Source organism: Euzebya tangerina (genome assembly GCF_003074135.1).
Taxonomy (GTDB): Bacteria; Actinomycetota; Nitriliruptoria; order Euzebyales; family Euzebyaceae; genus Euzebya; species Euzebya tangerina.
Map to the genome: position 1 here is coordinate 404,884 of NZ_PPDK01000001.1, position 16,068 is coordinate 420,951.

Genomic DNA, 16,068 nt, shown 5'->3' on the forward strand with positions numbered 1-16,068 from the left:
TGGGCGTTGCAGCGTAGAACAGATTCACGGACGACTGTGGGCTGGTGGCTGTGGCCGGTCACCCTGCTGCCAGACCGAGCCGTAGACGGCAAAGGCGCCCGCCAGTTCCGGTCCGGTCGACGTGGCGGTCGCGAGGGACACATCAGCTGGCGCCCCGGCGGCGAGGTGGTGGTGATAGGTGGTCATGGCCTCGGCAGCCACATCGTCGGGGATGCGGCACACCGCGGCGACCACGGTCGTTGTCCCCAGCGCAAGAAGTCCCGCGGTCAGGCCGAGCACCTCCTCCCCTGGCCGGGTCGTCGAGGCGCCGACGTCGCAGGCTGAGAGGACCACATGGCTGGCGGTGACACCCCGGGCTTCCAGGTCGTGGACGTAGACGGACCCGTCGTGCAGCCGAAGCCGGGCGAACATCGGGTTCTGCCGTTCGTGGGTGCCGTGCGCGGCCAAGTGCACCAGGTCGGCATCGTTCAGCGCGCGGGTGACGGCGTCGGTGGTCGCGCGGTCGCCGGTCAGTGTGCGCTCGGCGTTGCCCCAGGCGGCCGCCACCGCCTCTGCTTCACCAGCGGCGTGGGCCAGGCCGGGGCCCGCCACGCTGACGACCCGGGGGGTCGTTCGACCCCCCGCTCCTGTCGGGCTCGTGCGGGCGCCACGGGTCCACTGGGTCGCAGACTGCGCGACGGTGATCGGGGCGCCCTGCAGGCTGGGGAGCATGGCCCAGGGGAGCGCGCGGGTGCTGGCCGAGGTCACCAGGACCAGCCGTTCGGTACCCATCTTGAGCGGGCGGATCAGCCGTCGGTCGAGTTCGTCGAGGCCGGCCCGCAGGGAGCCCTGCACCGCTGCGGTCATGACCCCCAACTCACGGCCGGCCACCATGGCCAGGTCAGCCCGAACTCGCCTGGCCAGGCGGCTGATCTGTTCTGCGGTGCCCGCGCTCGTCAGCCCGACCCCGTCTGCACTGAGCGTCAGTGCGAGGACCTCCCCGCGATGGTCGATCAGTTGGATCAGTCCGGCGCCGCCTGCGCGGAGTGCCTCGTGGGTCTGATCGAGTCCCACCGGCTGGTGCTGATCGCCCGGTGTTGCGAGGGTGATCCCTCGCGCGATCTGCTGCACCTCGTGCCGGGCGTCTGCCAGGTCGTCGGTCCCTGCCCGGCCGTCGCGGACGGCGGCCTCGAGCCCACGGAGTCGGGCCAGCGCCTCAGCCAGCTCCGGGTCGTTCGCCGGCCGCACACCCGGGACCCGGAGGGAGGCGGCGCGCCAACGCTCGGCGGCGTCGAAGACAGCGGCCGGACTGGCCTGGCGGGCCAACGTGAGGTCGAGGTCAGCCAGGCGCGTCGCGTGCAACGACACGGCGGTCCGCAGGTCCAGGCTGCCGCCCAGGATCTGATCGCCGGCCAGGTCGTCTGCTGCGGCTCGGAGGGCCTGGAGTGCTCGGTCCAGGTCGCCGCCCGCGTGGGCTACCGACGCGGTCACGTAGGCCCGATCCAGACGGGCGCCGAGCGGTGAGATCCCAGCGGCGGTCGGACGGGCCGTGGCCTCCGCCAAATGGCGGGCGGCCCGTTCTTCGAGTGCGTCTCGGGTCGTTGTGGTGACCTCCGTGGTGCCGCCATCAGTCCCCGTGCCGATCAGGAGCCGAGCGGCCAGGAGGTGGGCATCACGGAACAGACCCGGGTCGAGTTCCGCGGCCTCGGAGCCCGCCAACTGCTCGGCTGACCGTGCCAACGCGATCCGATGCGCCGTGGCAGCCGGCTCCACCCCTTCCGCGAGGATCTGCCACAGCAGCAGTTCGCAGCGGCCCGCCCAGACGGTCGTTCCGCGGTCCGCGAGCCGTGATTGGGCGGAGCGAGCCAACTCGGCCGCGTCACCAAGCCGACCCAGCAGCAGATTCGCCCGTGCGGCCTCCATCTCGAGTTCGGCGCTGACCTGGTGCTGCCCGTCCTCCAGGCTGACGGCCAGTCCCGCAGCCAGGACCGCGCGGGCCTCGTCGAGCAGTCCTGCCGCGAGGAGGGCGCGGCCGTGGTCCAGGCGGGGGACACTGCGCGAGACATCCACATCCATCGCGTCCGCGCTCCGCATGAGGGTCAGCGCCGTAGGAACGTCGCCCGTGACGAAGGCCACGTAGCCGCGGTTGTGGCGGGCCATGAACCGAGGTGCTGGCAGGTCGTTCGACTCGGCGATCCGCTCGGCGAGCTCGAAGTCCCGCGCTGCTTCGTCGTACTCCGCCAGGAAGGTCGCCAGCGATCCTCTGGTCAGCAGCAGCTCACAGCGGTCGCGCGGCTGCAGCGCACCGAGGTGTGGACTGGCGGCGGCCAGTTCCTGACGCGCCTCGTTGAACAGACCCGCGCGGCCGTAGAGGCTGGCGGACTGGGAGTGGCAGAGCGCGGATAGCTCGGGCACTCCGCTCTGCGTGGCGGCAGTGATCGCTCGATCCATCGTGGCCAGCGACACCTCGAGTCCATCCTGCTCGAAGTCGACCAGACCCAGGGTCATGAGGATCCGGCAGGTCAGCTCGAGCCCAGCAGCACTCCGCGGAGCACCGTCGAGCAGCGCCAGCGCCGCATCCAAGGCCTCGCGGGCTCGGTCCGGCTGGCCGAGGCTCCGGGACCTCGTCCCGTCGGTGTGCAGCCGACGTACCTGCTCCAGAACCGTGTCCGTGATGGCCTCGTCGCCGTCGGGGCCCGCGTGTGGCCGACGCACCGGAGCCCATGGGAGTTACAGCTCGATCGTAGGGGTGATGACCGGTCGATCGTCAGATCGCTCGGGATTCGGCCAGATCACAACGTGCGCGGGGCCGTGCGGGACAGCCTCGAAGACGAACCGGCCATGCTCATCGGCGACGGTCTCGTAGACGGTGTTGGCGACCTGGAGTTCGATGCGTGCTCCGCCGCGCGTCACCCAGCCGTCGACCGACACCTCATCGGATGTGCTGTCGGCCAGCGAGATCATGACGCTCAGCGACCCACTGGTGAAGGTGATGGTCTGCGCCAGCTCGGCCCCCTGGAGATCGGGCTGGGACGCACGCGCAGCCGCGAGGGGGACCTCCGTCAGCTCGGCGACCTCGGCGTGCAGGGCCTGGACGGTCAGCGCGAACTTCAAGCGGTCACCCAACTCTGGCGGAACGGGGTCCACCCGCTGGTACAGGGACCTGACCTCACCAAGGATCTGGTCGTCGATCTCGTCTAGTGCATCACGCATGGTGTCCGCCCCAGTGGGTGTCGTCGGTCAGTGCTCGTCGAAGCTGTTGCAGACAGCGGCCACGCGTCGGCCCGATGCTGCCGATCGGCATGTCGAGGGCTTCGGCAATGCCCGCATAGTCCGGCCGTTCCGCGAAGGCGATCACGCGCAGGAGGTGCGCACATCGCTCGGACAGTGCTGAGATGTGCCGCCAGAGGATCTCCTGCTGTTCGCTCAACAGGCTGACCGCTTCGGGCGTCGGTGTGTCGCTCTCGGGTTCAGGCGCATGGTCGAGGTCGATCGTCTGCTTACCGCGCTTGCGAGCAGCGCTCCACGCCTCCCGCTTGACGGTGGTCATCAACCAGGCCAACACGCGGCGGCTGTCCTCGATGCGATCCGCATGGTCCACCAGGCGGAGCCACGCCGTCTGGATGACGTCCTCGGCCAACTCCTGACTCAGGCCCTGCGACCGCGCGGTGTGCCACAGGATCGGTGCGAGGAGGTCCACCAACTCACCCATGCGGCCGCGGTCGCCAGACCGATAGGCATCGAAGGCGGTCGCGGCACGGTCGATGAGTCCCGAGGTCGAGGGCGATGCGGCGTTGGTGTCGGTCTCCGTCATCTTGGATCCGCCTCATCGAGCACCGAGGTCACAGCGGTGACGGCGCGCTTGCGCATCGCGTCGATGCCGATGTCGTCCAGCCCGCCCTGGCGCACCAGGTCGGCAGCCAACTCCGCAGCCAGGATAGGACCGGCGAAGGACGTGCCGCTCCACACGGCGAACCCACCGGCGTAGTCGTCCATGTCGATCGAGCCACGAGCACCTGTGGGGCCCAGGGTGAGGTAGATCTCCTGCTGCGCGGCATCGAAGTTGGTTGGGAAGGTGCTCACGACGGCGGCACCGGGCCGGTACGCGGTCACCCACTCGCCGTCATTGGAGAACGACGCAACGGACTCACCGCCCGGGTTGAGCGCAGCCACACTGACCAGGCCGGCCGTGCCGTCTGCGGGCGGGGCGGCGAGGCCGGCAGGGAGCAGGGGCTCGGTCGTGGAGTCGTTGCCGGCGGCGGCGACGACGAGGACGCCGGCGTCGGCGTAGGCGGCCATCAGGTTGGCGACGTCGGTGGTGACGGCGTCATCTGCCGAAGTCTCGTGGTAGTAGCCGAGCGACAGTGACAGGACATCGATCACCAGATCCGTGTCCCCGGTCACCAATCCGGTCTGGTGCCGCAGCAGCAGGGCCTCGAGCGCGTTGAGCAGCGTGCTCTCGCTGACCGCGCCATCGAGGTCCATCACGCCGACGGGGATGATGTTTGCTGACGGGCACCCCTGTCGAATGAGACCCGCGATGAATGTGCCGTGTCCGGCCTGAGGCCCCAGGACGCGGTCGAGGGCGTCGACGACTCCGGTCCCCTGATCGGTCTCGTCTCCGCCGATCGGGATGCCGGCCCACGCGGGGACTCGGGTCACCTGTGTCCCAGGGAACCAGGGATGGGTTCCGAGCCCGGTGTCCGGCACCACGACAACCGGTTGGCGTCCCGAGGGGGACGCCGCGGAGCTGGCCGGGTTGGGGGCCTGTAGGTGGACCGGTGAACGTCCGCCGAACCCGGGTTGGCCGTAGCTCGTGGCGGGCCCGGCGTGGCCGCCCCAGAACGGGTGACCACCCCAGAACGGATGGCCACCCCAGAATGGATGGCCACCCCAGAACGGCACGCCACCGATCTCGCAGGCGAGCATGAGGTGGTCCAGACCGATCGAGACGTCGGCGTTTGGCCGGGCCGCGCGGATCTCCTGCAGCGCCGTCCAGGCGTCGACCGGGGGCTGGGGCCCCTCACCCGTCGGTCGCAGCGTGACTCGGGTGGTCCACAACCGCTCGGCGGACGCGAGGACCTCGTCAGGCAGACCGGCCTCGCGGACGGCCAGTCCAGCTTCGGCGTCCCGCCGGGTGATGATGGCCAGGACACCGATCCGCTTGAGGATCTCGTTCAACTCTCCAAGGCGCTCCCGGACGTCGTCCGGCAGACCCCGGACCAAGAGCGCCTCCGGGTCGTAGACCGTCGGACCCGGTGCCGCTTGGTCGGGTCGCCGGACCGCGGTGTCCGGGTCCAACACCCGCCAATCGGGCCCGTCACCCTTGCGCTCGACGCGGGCGATCTGTGGGCGCGGACGGAGTCGTCCTGGCTGGTCGGCTGGCATGAGGGTCTCCTACTGGACGGGGCGCCGGCGGAAGCGTATGGCCTCCTGCCTCATAGGGGAAGGAGTCGCGATCGGGACCGCTGATACGGAGGGGGACAGAATCCTGACAATTCGGTCGGGGGGTGTATCAGACGGCATCGCGTCCCCTCTTCCTCCACGTCACCCCGCATTCCCTCGACTCCGCTGTGCGGGACCCACAGATGAGGGGAACACACCATCATGACCAACGATCCACAAGCGCAGGCCCGGCAGGCCATCCGGCCGGTCAAAGAGCGCATCGAAGACGAACTGCTGGCGCGCGAGGGCGTCGTCGGCGTCGACATCGCAGAGAAGATCTCAGACGGCGAGCCAACCGGTGAGTTGAGCATCGTCGTCTACGTCGAGAAGAAGAAGGCCAAGTCCAGCCTGACCAAGGCCCAGACCGTTCCCGCCGAGGTCGACGGGGTCGTCACCGACGTGCAGGAGATGCAGATCGAGCTGCAGCCCAGCCGGGAGCTGCTCGATGAGGCAGATGCCCTGGTCGACACCGGGTCCTACACCCCGCTGATCGGCGGCATCTCGATGGGTCCGGCTCGCTCCGTCTTCCTGAGCCCGCCAGACGTACCCGCACCCGGCAACTACACCTTCAGTGGCACGCTGGGTGCCCTGGTCAAGGATCGCGCCACCGGCGCGATGATGGGGCTGACCAACTTCCACGTCGCGTGCGTCGACTCCGGCTGGAGCGTCGGGGACCGCATGACCCAGCCCTCCCGCCCCGACGGTGGCGCGACGCCCGGAGACGAGTGGGGTCAGATCGAGCGCGCCGTCCTCTCCGAGGAGGTCGACGGTGCCGTCATCAAGCTGGACGCCGGCCAGACCTGGCAGGCCAAGATCGCTGAGATCGGTGACGTGGCCGGCGGCATGCCCGCGGCGGTCGGCATGCCCGTGCAGAAGCGCGGACGGACCACGGAGCACACCTTCGGCACCGTCCGGTCGGTGGACTTCACCGTGACGGTCGACTACGGCGACGGCATCGGCCCCCGGACCCTTCGTCGGCAGATCCGCATCGAGACCGACACCGCGCGATCCGCCCGGTTCTCCAACGGCGGTGACTCCGGCTCGGTCATCATGACCAACGATCGCAAGATCGTCGGGCTGCTCTTCGCCGGAAGCACCGATGGGACGAACACGTTCGCCAACCCGCTGCAGTCCGTGCTGGACGAGTTGGCAGTCGATCTGGTGACGCCGCCGCCCGTGCTGCGGACGCGCCCGACCATCTGCTGGCCCACCCGACTGCGGCCGCTGTGTCCGCCGCTCACGCGCTCGATCCGTGAGTGCTTCCCGTTCACGAAGGTACCGACGATCTGCTACGGACCCCCGGTCACCCGTGACCCGGTGAACTGCTGGCCGGTCACCCGCGATCCGCGGGGCTGCTGGCCGGTCACTCGCGACCCGTTCGGGTGCGGCGGTCCGGTGACCCGTGACCCCATCGGGTGCGGACCCGTGACCCGTGGCGTCTGCCAGCCCGGGGACCTGGACCCGGGTGACCTGGATCCCGGTGACTTTGGTCCCGGTCAGGGTCCCGGCGGATTCGGTCCGGGAGGCTTCGGCGACGGCGACTACGCCGGCGGACCACCACCCGGAGGCGACGGGTACTGGGCGGGCTACATGGCCGCCCTGGAGGACGTCTCCGACATCTACGACGAGGAGGAGGACGCGTGATCTCCGCTCCGGATCTGCTGGCCGACGCGGTCAGGGAGGGCGTCGTCGAGGCCGCCGAGGTGGCCTCGGGTGCCGTGACGCTCGAACCGGCGACCCGGAGCAACATCGTCCACCGGCTGGCACGAGGGAACCAGTCGGTGGCTTTCGTCAAACAGCGGGGGGCGGCCTCGTGGCTGGACGGGGATGACCCGGTCAGCCACGAGGCTCGTGTCCTGGGGGCGCTGTTGAACGATGACGACTTGGGTCGGGCGCCAAGCAGCACAGCGCCCGACCGCCCAATCATGGCGCCCCGTCTGATCGCGCTCACGGCGGGGCGGGCGCTGTGGACCGAGGCGGTGCCCGGAACCTTGCTGCATCAGGTTCCGGGCGCTGGCGCTCTCGGCATCGCCCACGCCTTCGGCCGCGCCCTCCGCGCGCTGCACCAGACCCCGGTGGACAGCAACACGCCGGCGGCCCCGCGACCCTGGGTCCTGGACGGCCGGGTGACCCGACCGTCCATGGTGGGTGGGCTTCACCACACCAACGGCGCTGCTGTCGCCGCAGTCCTCGGTGCCCCGAGGGTGGCTGAGGTGTTGGACCGGCTTGCCGACCGCTGGCGTGACGCCCGCACGACCTGGACCCACGGTGACCTGAGCCCAGCCAACGTGCTGGTTGATCGCGGTGACGATGGCCGCTACAGCGTCCGCTTCATCGACTTCGAGGATGCCGGCGCCGGAGATCCCGCCTGGGATGTCGCGAGCGCACTGGACAGCTTGACCGTCATGGCACATACGTGGCGTCCCGACACGTCGACGTCCTCGTTCTCCCGTCCGACGAAGTGCTCGCTGATGGCGGCGTTCGCCGACGGCTACGGTGCGCTCCGCCCCGATCCGGACTGGCGGCGCGCGCGACTGCTCACCCGAGCATGGCAGACGGCTGCGATGGCCGACCGTCACCCGACGGTCGGTGGGCCCGGATCGGTGCACTCCGCCCCGACATGGCCCTCCGCAGGGCCGGCCTCCACCAGGCCAGTGGCCGCCGATACACCGACGCGCCCGGCGCCCGAAGCCGCGCCCACCTGGCCCCCGGGCACGCCGACGTGCGGTTGCGATGCTGCCGCGACCTCGCTCGACCCCACCGTGCTGGCTCTGATCGACGACGTGGTCGCTGCCAGCCCGGGTCGTCGATCAGTGACCCGCCCCGTGGAGGTCGCAGCATGATCGGCGCGTGGACACCCGGGGATCTGGTGCACATCAGCCGCGCCGTCGACCTGCTCACCCGGGACGCCTGGCAGACCAGTGACGTCCAGAGCCTGACGGAGATGCTCTACAGCCGGTGGTACGCGGCAGGCAGTGGTCTCTCAACCGAGTCTGCGATTCGGCCCGGTCTCCTGACGGCCGCCCATGCCGGCGCCGACCAGTGGGAAGATGCCGACGTCCTCCGCATCGGACTTGCCGGCGCGATCGTCGTTCGCACGACCGAGGGGCACGTGCGAGCCATTCCGCGAGGCGATTACGCCAGCGTGTTCGGCTCGCCCCGTGCGGGCCTGCTGCCACGGGTTGGTGATGCCGTCCGGGTGCGGCGCCGAAACGGGTGTGTGGTCGCGGACGGCTGGTGGCAGACCTGGCAGGGGCCGCGCCGCACCGCACTCGATGGGGCGGTCAGCCGGGTCTACCTGGCACCCCGGCCCCCGGCCCTGACCACCATCGTGTCGCGGACCACGGCCATCCTGCAATCCCGCACCACCACCGACCGGCTGGCCTGGACGCTCAAGGTCGGCGTCCACGAGGGGGCCACATCCCGCCCCGACGCCATGGTCGTCTACGTCCCCGACGTGGCCGCCTTGCCACTGATCCATGATCTGGCTGATCAGCTCGCCCGACTGGTCCGACCCACGAGCCCCCCGTTCACCCGAGTCGTCGTGCCGGGGATCGGCTGGGCCGAGGACCCGGGCGACGGCCACAGCTTCGGTGAGTCGCGCTGCCAGTTGGTAGCGCGCGCCGTCCATGATCTCCGCCACAGCTCACCTGGTCCGGCCGCGCGTGAGGGGGCGGCCGGACCAGGACTCACGACCCACTCGTTGGCACGTCGGCTCGAGCAACTCGGCCTCGATCCCGCCCAGCCCCACCGCCGCACGCGAGCATCGGATCAGCCGGCTGTCGACCAGCTGACCGTGAGAGCGACGTGATGAACGGGAGCACGGCAACACCTCGGCCTTCCGGCGCGAACGTCGCACCCGGGATGTCAGCCGCCGGCCGGACGGACACGGGGCCGCGGCTGGCCGCAGCGGTGGATCGGGCCGTCGACGTGCTCGTTCGGACCGCGGTCCAGACCGGCGATGACGTGACGTGGCCGAGTTGGGTGATGGGGCCGGACGGCGAGCCGACCGGTCTGACGGGTGGTAACGCGACGGTGTACGACGGCGACGCCGGCATCGTGTGGGCGCTGCATGCGCTGGCTGATGCGACCGGACGCCAGGACGTGGCGGACCTGGCCCAGCGCTCGAGGCGAGGTGTGGTGAACCGGCCCACCAAGAGTCTGCCTGCGGGGCTGCTGGATGGTGTGGCGGGGCTCTCACTGCTTGACCCGCGGGACCACGATCGCCCGACCCAGCCGGCACCTGGGCCAGCGCGTGCTCCACGCCGCAGCGCCGACCTGACCAGCGGTGTCGCAGGGGTTGGGCTGGCCGCCAGTCGGGTCGGCTGCAGCCGTGATCAGGCCGGGGAGTTCCTCCTCTCGCTTCGCGACCAGGCGCTCGACCGCGACGCGATCGGCGACACCGCCATCGGGCTCGCCTGGGCCGATCCCTCCCCCGACGGCGTTGCGGTGCCGCTGTGCGGTCTCTCGCACGGGGCCAGCGGCGTCGCACTCGCCGTGGCCGAGTTGGCCGCCGTCCATCGCGACCTGCCCGGCGCAGCGGAGCTGATCGGTGGAGCGCTCCGGTGGGAGTCGACCTGGTTCGACGTCCAAGCGGGGGGCTGGCCGGACCTGCGGCCGGATGTGGTGCAGACGGGGATGACCTATCCGGCCCTGTGGTGCCACGGTGCTGCTGGCATCGGGGCGACGCGACTTCGCCTGCTGGCGCTGGCAGCCGAGGGGGTTGACCTGGGCATCCCACTGGCGACCGTCCAAGCCGACGCCGAGGTGGCGATCCAGGCCTGCGGCCGATGGGTCGGCCAGGTCATCCAGGCCCACGCGCAGTTGGCTGACGACGACCGCTCGCCGCACGCTCCGTCCGCGACGGTCTGGCCCGGCGGACTGACCCTGTGCCATGGACTGGGCGGGGCGCTCGACCTGCTGGTGATGGCCTACGAGTGGAGTGGCGTCACCCGACATCTCGAGCTGGCACGCCGCGCCGCCGACGCCGTTCTCGACGCGAGTCCCGAGGACCCCGCCCTCTGGGCCAGTGGGCTCCGCGACAGCCCTTCGGGGGAGGCACACGGCTGCCTCGGCCTGTTCAACGGGCTGGCCGGGACGGCGGTCATCCTCGCGCGCCTGGCCTGGCCCGACCGGCACATCCCCTCCCCTGCGATCCTGGGGTGACCCTCAGCCCGCCTCACGAACCTGTCGCTTGAGCCGGGCGAGGATCGCCGACATCCCGTTCATCCGCAGGGGTGAGATCAGGGAGGCCAGGTTCAGCTTGTCGTGGAAGTCATCCTCCACACCCAGAACCTCCTCCCTGCTGGCACCATCCAGCCCCTGCGCCAGGATTCCCGCGAACCCGCGCGTGGTCGGGGCCTGCGGTGGCGCGTCGAACCACATCCTGACCGTCTCGTCCTCACCCACCTCGGTCGCCAGGAAGAACGGGGATTGACACTCCACCACCTGCTCCATCTCACTGGAGTCCATCCCCTCCGGCAGGGGTGGCAGGTCATCGGACATCTCGAGCAGCAACTCGGTGCGCAACTCGTCAGGCGCAGCGGCGAAGTCATCGACGATCTGTTGGAGCTTGGTCGGTAAGGGCATGGTCTCCTCGGCGCTGGTTGAGTTCATCGGTCTCAAAGCCGCGTTCGTACTGTCCGGCGAGCGGGCATGGCTGCCTACAGTGTCCCCACCCAACCCGTGTTTCAAGGAGCCATGATGTCCGTCCCCGCCGACCCTGCGAGCGCACACGCTGACTACGCCAACCCCGAGATGCTGGTCTCCACCGACTGGGTGGCCGACAACCTCGACAACCCCGACGTCGTGATCGTCGAGAGCGACGAAGACGTGCTGCTGTACGACTCCGGCCACATCCCCGGCTCGGTGAAGGTCGACTGGCACACCGACCTGAACGACACCGTCACGCGTGACTACGTCGATGGCGAAGCCTTCGCCGAGCTCATGCAGCGCAAGGGGATCAGCCGTGACACCACCGTCGTCTTCTACGGCGACAAGTCCAATTGGTGGGCCGCGTACGCCCTGTGGGTCTTCTCGTTGTTCGGTCACCCGGATGTCCGGCTGATGAACGGCGGCCGGTCGAAGTGGGAGGCCGAGGGGCGCCCGATGACCCGAGACAAGACCGAGGTCACCCCCGCTGAGTATCCCGTCGTCGCCCGCGACGACGCACCCATCCGGGCCATGCGCGGTGACGTCGAGGCCCACCTCGGCACCGGCCGCCTGGTGGACGTGCGCTCGCCGGAGGAGTACAGCGGCGAGAAGCTGCACATGCCGGACTATCCGCAGGAGGGTGCGATGCGGGGTGGGCACATCCCGGGCGCGAACAGCGTGCCATGGTCCCGGGCGGCGGCGGATGACGGCACCTTCCTCCCGGCCGACCAACTGCGGGCCATCTACGAGGACGAGCAGGGCCTCTCGCCGGACGACGACGTCATCGCGTACTGCCGGATCGGTGAGCGCTCCAGCCACACCTGGTTCGTCCTCACGCACCTGCTGGGCTTCGATGAGGTCCGCAACTACGACGGCTCGTGGACCGAGTGGGGCAACCTGGTCGGCGCCCCGATCGAGAAGTAGGGCTTCGTGGCAGAGGACGTCAGCGCCGACATCGGCCTCGTCGGCCTGGCCGTGATGGGCCAGAACCTCGTGATGAACATGGCCGACCACGGCTTCAGCGTCGCCGTCTACAACCGGACGACGTCGGTCACGACCGAGTTCCTCGAGGGCCCGGTGGCCGAGATGGACGAGGCCGCCGCGCCTATCACGGGCCATGAGACGGTCGAGGGAATGATCCAGGCGCTCTCGACCCCGCGCACGGTCATGCTGATGGTGAAGGCGGGCGGTGTCGTGGATGCGGTCATCGACCAGATCGCCCCGTTGCTCGACGAGGGTGACGTCATCATCGACGGAGGCAACTCCAACTACCAGGACTCGATCCGCCGGACGGCGGACCTGGCGGAGCGGGGTCTTCGCTTCGTCGGAGCTGGGGTGTCCGGCGGCGAGGAGGGCGCTCGACACGGCCCCTCGATCATGCCGGGCGGTCACGCCGACGCCTGGCCGGTGGTCGCAGAGATCCTGCAGGCCATCGCGGCCGACGCGCCAGACGGCCGGCCGTGCTGCGACTGGGTGGGCCCCGACGGAGCCGGCCACTACGTCAAGATGGTCCACAACGGCATCGAGTACGGCGACATGCAGGTCATCGCCGAGGCCTACGACATCATGGGCTCGATGGGCATGACCAACGCCCAGATGGCCGAGGTGTTCCGCGGCTGGGACGACGGGGTCCTGGACAGCTACCTGATCGAGATCACCGCCAAGATCCTGGACTACACCGACCCGGAGACCGACGAGGCCACGATCGACGTCATCCTCGACGCCGCCGGGCAGAAGGGCACCGGCAAGTGGACCGGGATCGCCGCGCTCGACGCCGGTCAGCCGCTGACGCTGGTGACCGAGGCGGTGTTCGCCAGGGTGGTCTCGGCCCTGGTGGACCGTCGACAGGCTGCTGCTGACGTGCTGGCCGGTCCGCAGCGCGACCTGGCACCGGGGGCCGTCGCGTTGGACGACCTGCGAGACGCCCTCTACGCCTCCAAGATCACGTCCTACGCACAGGGGTTCATGCTGCTGGCCAGCGCCAGTCAGGAGCACGAGTGGGACCTGGATCTCGGTCGGATCGCCTCGCTGTGGCGCGAGGGCTGCATCATCCGGGCCGCCTTCCTGGACGACATCACCGCCGCCTTCAAGGAGGACCCCGACCTGGACAATCTGCTCACCGCGCCGTTCTTCACCCACGCGGTGAACGGCGCCGAGCCGGCCTGGCGGCGTGTGGTCACCGCGGCGATCAGTGCTGGCATCCCCACCCCCGCCTACTCCAGTGCGCTGGCGTTCTACGACGGCATCCGCTCGGCCCGCACACCCGCCAACATGATCCAGGCACTCCGGGACTACTTCGGAGCGCACACCTACGAGCGGGTGGACGAGCTGCGGGGCGAGTTCTTCCACACCAACTGGACGGGGGAGGGCGGGGCCGTCACCTCCGGGTCCTACACCACCTGAGCGCGGTGGACGCCAGCCAGCGGCGGCACCTGGTCATCACCGGTCCCATGGGGGTCGGCAAGAGCACCACGGCCCGGGCCGTGGCGGAGGAGGTCGGTCGCAGTCAGCGGGACTCAGACGTTGACATCCAGCGGCTGTTCGGGCGTGACGGCGGTGACATCGCCGCCCATCTCGGCGTTGCGGCTCTCCACGAGATCGAAGCGGCCGTGCTGCTGGGTGCGCTGGCCGATCCGCGGCAGCTCATCATCTCCGCCGCCGCCTCGACGGTGGAGAACCCACACTGTCGTGCCGCCCTCCGCCGCCGGAGCGTCGTCGTCGTCCTCGACCTGGACCTCGACCGGCAGCTGCAGCGGATCCAGGAGGGCGATCACCGCCGCAGCATCAGACGGGCCGAACTGGACCGGCTGCGCCGCAGGCGGGAGCCATGGCTGGAGGAGGTTGCGGACCTCCGCCTGTCAGCCACCGCTCCCCCCGAGCGGCTGCGCGATCAGATCCTGCCACGATGGGACCCGCTGGCCGTCACAGCGGCGGTGGAGGAGGACCCAAGATCGTGATGCCGTGATCGGCACAGACCTGCGCCACCTCCCCAGGGTCGATGGCGACGTCCGGTGGAAGCACCGGTTCGGTCAGGGATGTGCCGAGCGCGGAGACCATCTCGTCGAAGCGCGGGACGTGGCTGCGTGAGGCGGTGACGTTCAGGATCGTGGCGCCGTCGGAGATGACCTGGAACGTGTGCGGGATCTCCCGCGGCAGGTAGGCAATCGTGCCGGTCGGGCCCGGCAGCGTGTCGCCGTCCAGCGTGAAGGCCAACTCGCCGTCGATGACGACGAACAACTCGTCTTCGTGTTCATGGCGGTGGAGGGGTGCACCGAAGCCCCGTCCGGCTTCGAACTGGACGACGCTCATCGAGCGATCACCCTGTGCGGCGACCTTGATGGTCGCCAGGTGGTTCAGGAAGTGGTGGTGTGCGCCCGAGCCGGGTGCGGTGACCTCGTGCGCTCGGACCTGGTGTGTGGTGTTCATGCCGGCAGGCTGCGGGGTGACCCTTCAGAGAACCTTCAGGCCGGGTCCAACGGTGGGACCTGCACACCACGCTCAGCAGCAGCGGCCACCCATGCCTGATGGACCTGGGCAACCGCCGCGGGCTGCTCGACCCGCAGGAGTGCGGTGACGAGGAGCTCGTGACCGTCCAGGTCGTAGGGGTCGTACTCGATCATGCGTCGGGCGATCTCTGCAGCCCAGCCGGGCAGTCCTTCATCCAGCAGCGCCGTCGCGCGACGAGTGGCGGCGGCCGCGAACCGGACGGCAGCCGCCGTCCTGGTCGGTACCGCCCACTCGGTGTCGTCCTCCTCTGGCAGGAACGGGCCGCCATACCCGGCAACGATCTCCGTGTCGCTGGTCGCCTGATCGAACGCTTGCAGGTCGAGGTCGACGGCGCCGAGGTCAAGTCGGACGGCCTCACGATCGGCGGTCAGGCCGCCGCCGAGCACCCGACGGGCCATCGACAGCTGCACCGAGAGACGAGGCCCGAGCGCCCGAATGTCGGTCTCCCCAGGCCACAGCAGCAACTGCAACTCGCTGCGGGGAACCGGCCACCCACGGGCGGCGGCGAGCCGCTTGACCAGGGTGCGGGCATGACGGCCACCCCAGGCCGACAACGGCACGTCGCGCCCGTCCACCGACACCCCGAAGCCACCGAACGTCCGGACCTGGGGGCGTCCGGTCGCCGACGCACCGGACCGGACCGCAACCCTCCCGGTGATCCAGCGCTCCATCTCATCCAGCCACACCTCGCGGTCGCCGATGTAGCCGAGGTGATCCGAGCCGGCGACCTCGACGACCCGGGCATCGGGGAGCAGGGCGGCCGCCTCACGGGCACGGCTGACATCGACGACCCGATCGCCGGTCCGGTGCAACAGCAGAACGGGCCTGTCCACCTGTGCACACACCTCCCGGACATCGGAACCCCACGACATGGCGATCAGGTCCCGCAGGGTCGCCGCGTCGCAGCAGGATCGTTCATAGCGCTGATGCCAGCGGCGGAAGTCCGAGTCACGAGCGCGGGAGGGTGCGAAGCGGTCCACGAAGACCGAGGCGCGTGTGCCCCAGGCCGCCGTGAACGCGGCCGCACCGGCTCTGGAGGCGGCTCGTTGCACGGCCGAGGCGGCGGGATCGATGACCGTCGCGCCGGAGCCGAACAGCACGACCGTGGCCACCCGGTCCGGGTAGGTGGCGGCGAAGAGCAGTGCGGTCATCCCACCGTCGGAGTTGCCGAGCAGGTGCGCCCGTTCGATCCCGGCGACGTCCATGACCAGTCGCATGTCGTCCACCCGCTCGTCCGGCGTCGGGACCCCCCGGATCCGGTCCGAGGCGCCGGTCCCCCGCTTGTCGTAGTGGGTGTAGCGGGCCATGGCACCGAACCGGTCGAACATGGCTCGGATGTCGGGCCATTCCCAGGCCAGCTCGATGTTCTGCGCGAGTGGGGGTACGCCGACCACGTCCTCTCCGGCACCCCACTGCTGATAGGCGATGCGGCCACCGGGGGACGAGGCGAACAGCAGCGCTGGCGTGTCCTCACCACTCACGGCG

General features: G+C 70.0%; 14 protein-coding genes. 7 read left to right on the plus strand and 7 right to left on the minus strand.

The features are described 5' to 3' along the window. Nucleotides 1-24: 24 nt before the first annotated feature. From C1746_RS01900 to C1746_RS01915, 4 genes are read right to left on the minus strand one after another with little or no spacing between them, the layout of a single operon-like run. Nucleotides 25-2,694, minus strand: a complete 2,670-nt coding sequence (locus C1746_RS01900; protein WP_116713011.1) for a CHAT domain-containing protein — start codon at nt 2,692-2,694, stop codon at nt 25-27. 15 nt (nt 2,695-2,709) lie between these two features. After that, a complete protein-coding gene (locus C1746_RS01905; RefSeq protein WP_116713012.1) occupies nt 2,710-3,192 on the minus strand; it encodes a carboxypeptidase regulatory-like domain-containing protein in 483 nt (160 codons plus the stop codon). Continuing rightward, a complete protein-coding gene (locus tag C1746_RS01910; protein WP_116713013.1) occupies nt 3,185-3,793 on the minus strand; it encodes an RNA polymerase sigma factor in 609 nt (202 codons plus the stop codon). The genes C1746_RS01905 and C1746_RS01910 overlap by 8 nt, the downstream gene beginning before the upstream one ends. Beyond that, nucleotides 3,790-5,367, minus strand: a complete 1,578-nt coding sequence (locus C1746_RS01915; RefSeq protein WP_116713014.1) for a S8 family serine peptidase — start codon at nt 5,365-5,367, stop codon at nt 3,790-3,792. The genes C1746_RS01910 and C1746_RS01915 overlap by 4 nt, the downstream gene beginning before the upstream one ends. A gap of 219 nt (nt 5,368-5,586) precedes the next feature. On the opposite strand from C1746_RS01915, the gene C1746_RS22385 reads away from it, so the two are divergent. From C1746_RS22385 to C1746_RS01935, 4 genes are read left to right on the plus strand one after another with little or no spacing between them, the layout of a single operon-like run. Then, complete coding sequence (locus tag C1746_RS22385) at nt 5,587-7,068, plus strand: chymotrypsin family serine protease (protein WP_116713015.1); 1,482 nt, start codon at nt 5,587-5,589, stop codon at nt 7,066-7,068. Then, nucleotides 7,065-8,267, plus strand: a complete 1,203-nt coding sequence (locus C1746_RS01925; protein ID WP_116713016.1) for a phosphotransferase family protein — start codon at nt 7,065-7,067, stop codon at nt 8,265-8,267. The genes C1746_RS22385 and C1746_RS01925 overlap by 4 nt, the downstream gene beginning before the upstream one ends. Then, nucleotides 8,264-9,235, plus strand: a complete 972-nt coding sequence (locus C1746_RS01930; RefSeq protein WP_116713017.1) for a T3SS effector HopA1 family protein — start codon at nt 8,264-8,266, stop codon at nt 9,233-9,235. The genes C1746_RS01925 and C1746_RS01930 overlap by 4 nt, the downstream gene beginning before the upstream one ends. Before the next feature lie 53 nt (nt 9,236-9,288). After that, a complete protein-coding gene (locus C1746_RS01935) occupies nt 9,289-10,590 on the plus strand; it encodes a lanthionine synthetase LanC family protein (RefSeq protein WP_162867272.1) in 1,302 nt (433 codons plus the stop codon). A gap of 3 nt (nt 10,591-10,593) precedes the next feature. Here the strand turns inward: C1746_RS01935 and C1746_RS01940 are convergent, their stop codons facing one another. After that, nucleotides 10,594-11,013, minus strand: coding sequence for a SufE family protein (locus C1746_RS01940; RefSeq protein WP_116715529.1), 420 nt, complete (start codon nt 11,011-11,013; stop codon nt 10,594-10,596). Nucleotides 11,014-11,127: 114 nt separating this feature from the next. Here C1746_RS01940 and C1746_RS01945 point away from each other — a divergent pair, with 114 nt between their 5' ends. The 3 genes from C1746_RS01945 to C1746_RS01955 are packed head-to-tail and all read left to right on the plus strand — an operon-like array spanning nt 11,128 to nt 14,033. Next, the gene (locus tag C1746_RS01945; protein WP_116715530.1) at nt 11,128-12,000 is read left to right on the plus strand and encodes a sulfurtransferase; all 873 of its coding nucleotides are present in this window, start codon (nt 11,128-11,130) and stop codon (nt 11,998-12,000) included. A gap of 6 nt (nt 12,001-12,006) precedes the next feature. Further along, the gene (gnd, locus tag C1746_RS01950; RefSeq protein WP_116713019.1) at nt 12,007-13,479 is read left to right on the plus strand and encodes a decarboxylating NADP(+)-dependent phosphogluconate dehydrogenase; all 1,473 of its coding nucleotides are present in this window, start codon (nt 12,007-12,009) and stop codon (nt 13,477-13,479) included. 5 nt (nt 13,480-13,484) lie between these two features. Further along, nucleotides 13,485-14,033 (plus strand): shikimate kinase, encoded by a 549-nt coding sequence (locus tag C1746_RS01955; protein ID WP_116713020.1) that lies wholly within the window; start codon nt 13,485-13,487, stop codon nt 14,031-14,033. On the opposite strand, the gene C1746_RS01960 is transcribed toward C1746_RS01955, so the two are convergent. Beyond that, the gene (locus C1746_RS01960) at nt 13,999-14,502 is read right to left on the minus strand and encodes a cupin domain-containing protein (protein WP_116713021.1); all 504 of its coding nucleotides are present in this window, start codon (nt 14,500-14,502) and stop codon (nt 13,999-14,001) included. The genes C1746_RS01955 and C1746_RS01960 overlap by 35 nt on opposite strands. Nucleotides 14,503-14,537: 35 nt before the next feature. Continuing rightward, nucleotides 14,538-16,064, minus strand: a complete 1,527-nt coding sequence (locus tag C1746_RS01965) for an alpha/beta hydrolase (protein WP_116713022.1) — start codon at nt 16,062-16,064, stop codon at nt 14,538-14,540. Nucleotides 16,065-16,068: the final 4 nt, after the last annotated feature.

Bases quoted from the DNA above. Each gene is read 5' to 3' on its own strand.
- C1746_RS01940 (WP_116715529.1), bottom strand. From the start codon at position 11,013: ATGCCCTTACCGACCAAGCTCCAACAGATCGTCGATGACTTCGCCGCT.
- C1746_RS01930 (WP_116713017.1), top strand. From the start codon at position 8,264: ATGATCGGCGCGTGGACACCCGGGGATCTGGTGCACATCAGCCGCGCC.
- C1746_RS01905 (WP_116713012.1), bottom strand. From the start codon at position 3,192: ATGCGTGATGCACTAGACGAGATCGACGACCAGATCCTTGGTGAGGTC.
- C1746_RS01945 (WP_116715530.1), top strand. From the start codon at position 11,128: ATGTCCGTCCCCGCCGACCCTGCGAGCGCACACGCTGACTACGCCAAC.
- C1746_RS01915 (WP_116713014.1), bottom strand. From the start codon at position 5,367: ATGCCAGCCGACCAGCCAGGACGACTCCGTCCGCGCCCACAGATCGCC.
- C1746_RS01935 (WP_162867272.1), top strand. From the start codon at position 9,289: ATGTCAGCCGCCGGCCGGACGGACACGGGGCCGCGGCTGGCCGCAGCG.
- C1746_RS01960 (WP_116713021.1), bottom strand. From the start codon at position 14,502: ATGAACACCACACACCAGGTCCGAGCGCACGAGGTCACCGCACCCGGC.
- C1746_RS22385 (WP_116713015.1), top strand. From the start codon at position 5,587: ATGACCAACGATCCACAAGCGCAGGCCCGGCAGGCCATCCGGCCGGTC.
- C1746_RS01910 (WP_116713013.1), bottom strand. From the start codon at position 3,793: ATGACGGAGACCGACACCAACGCCGCATCGCCCTCGACCTCGGGACTC.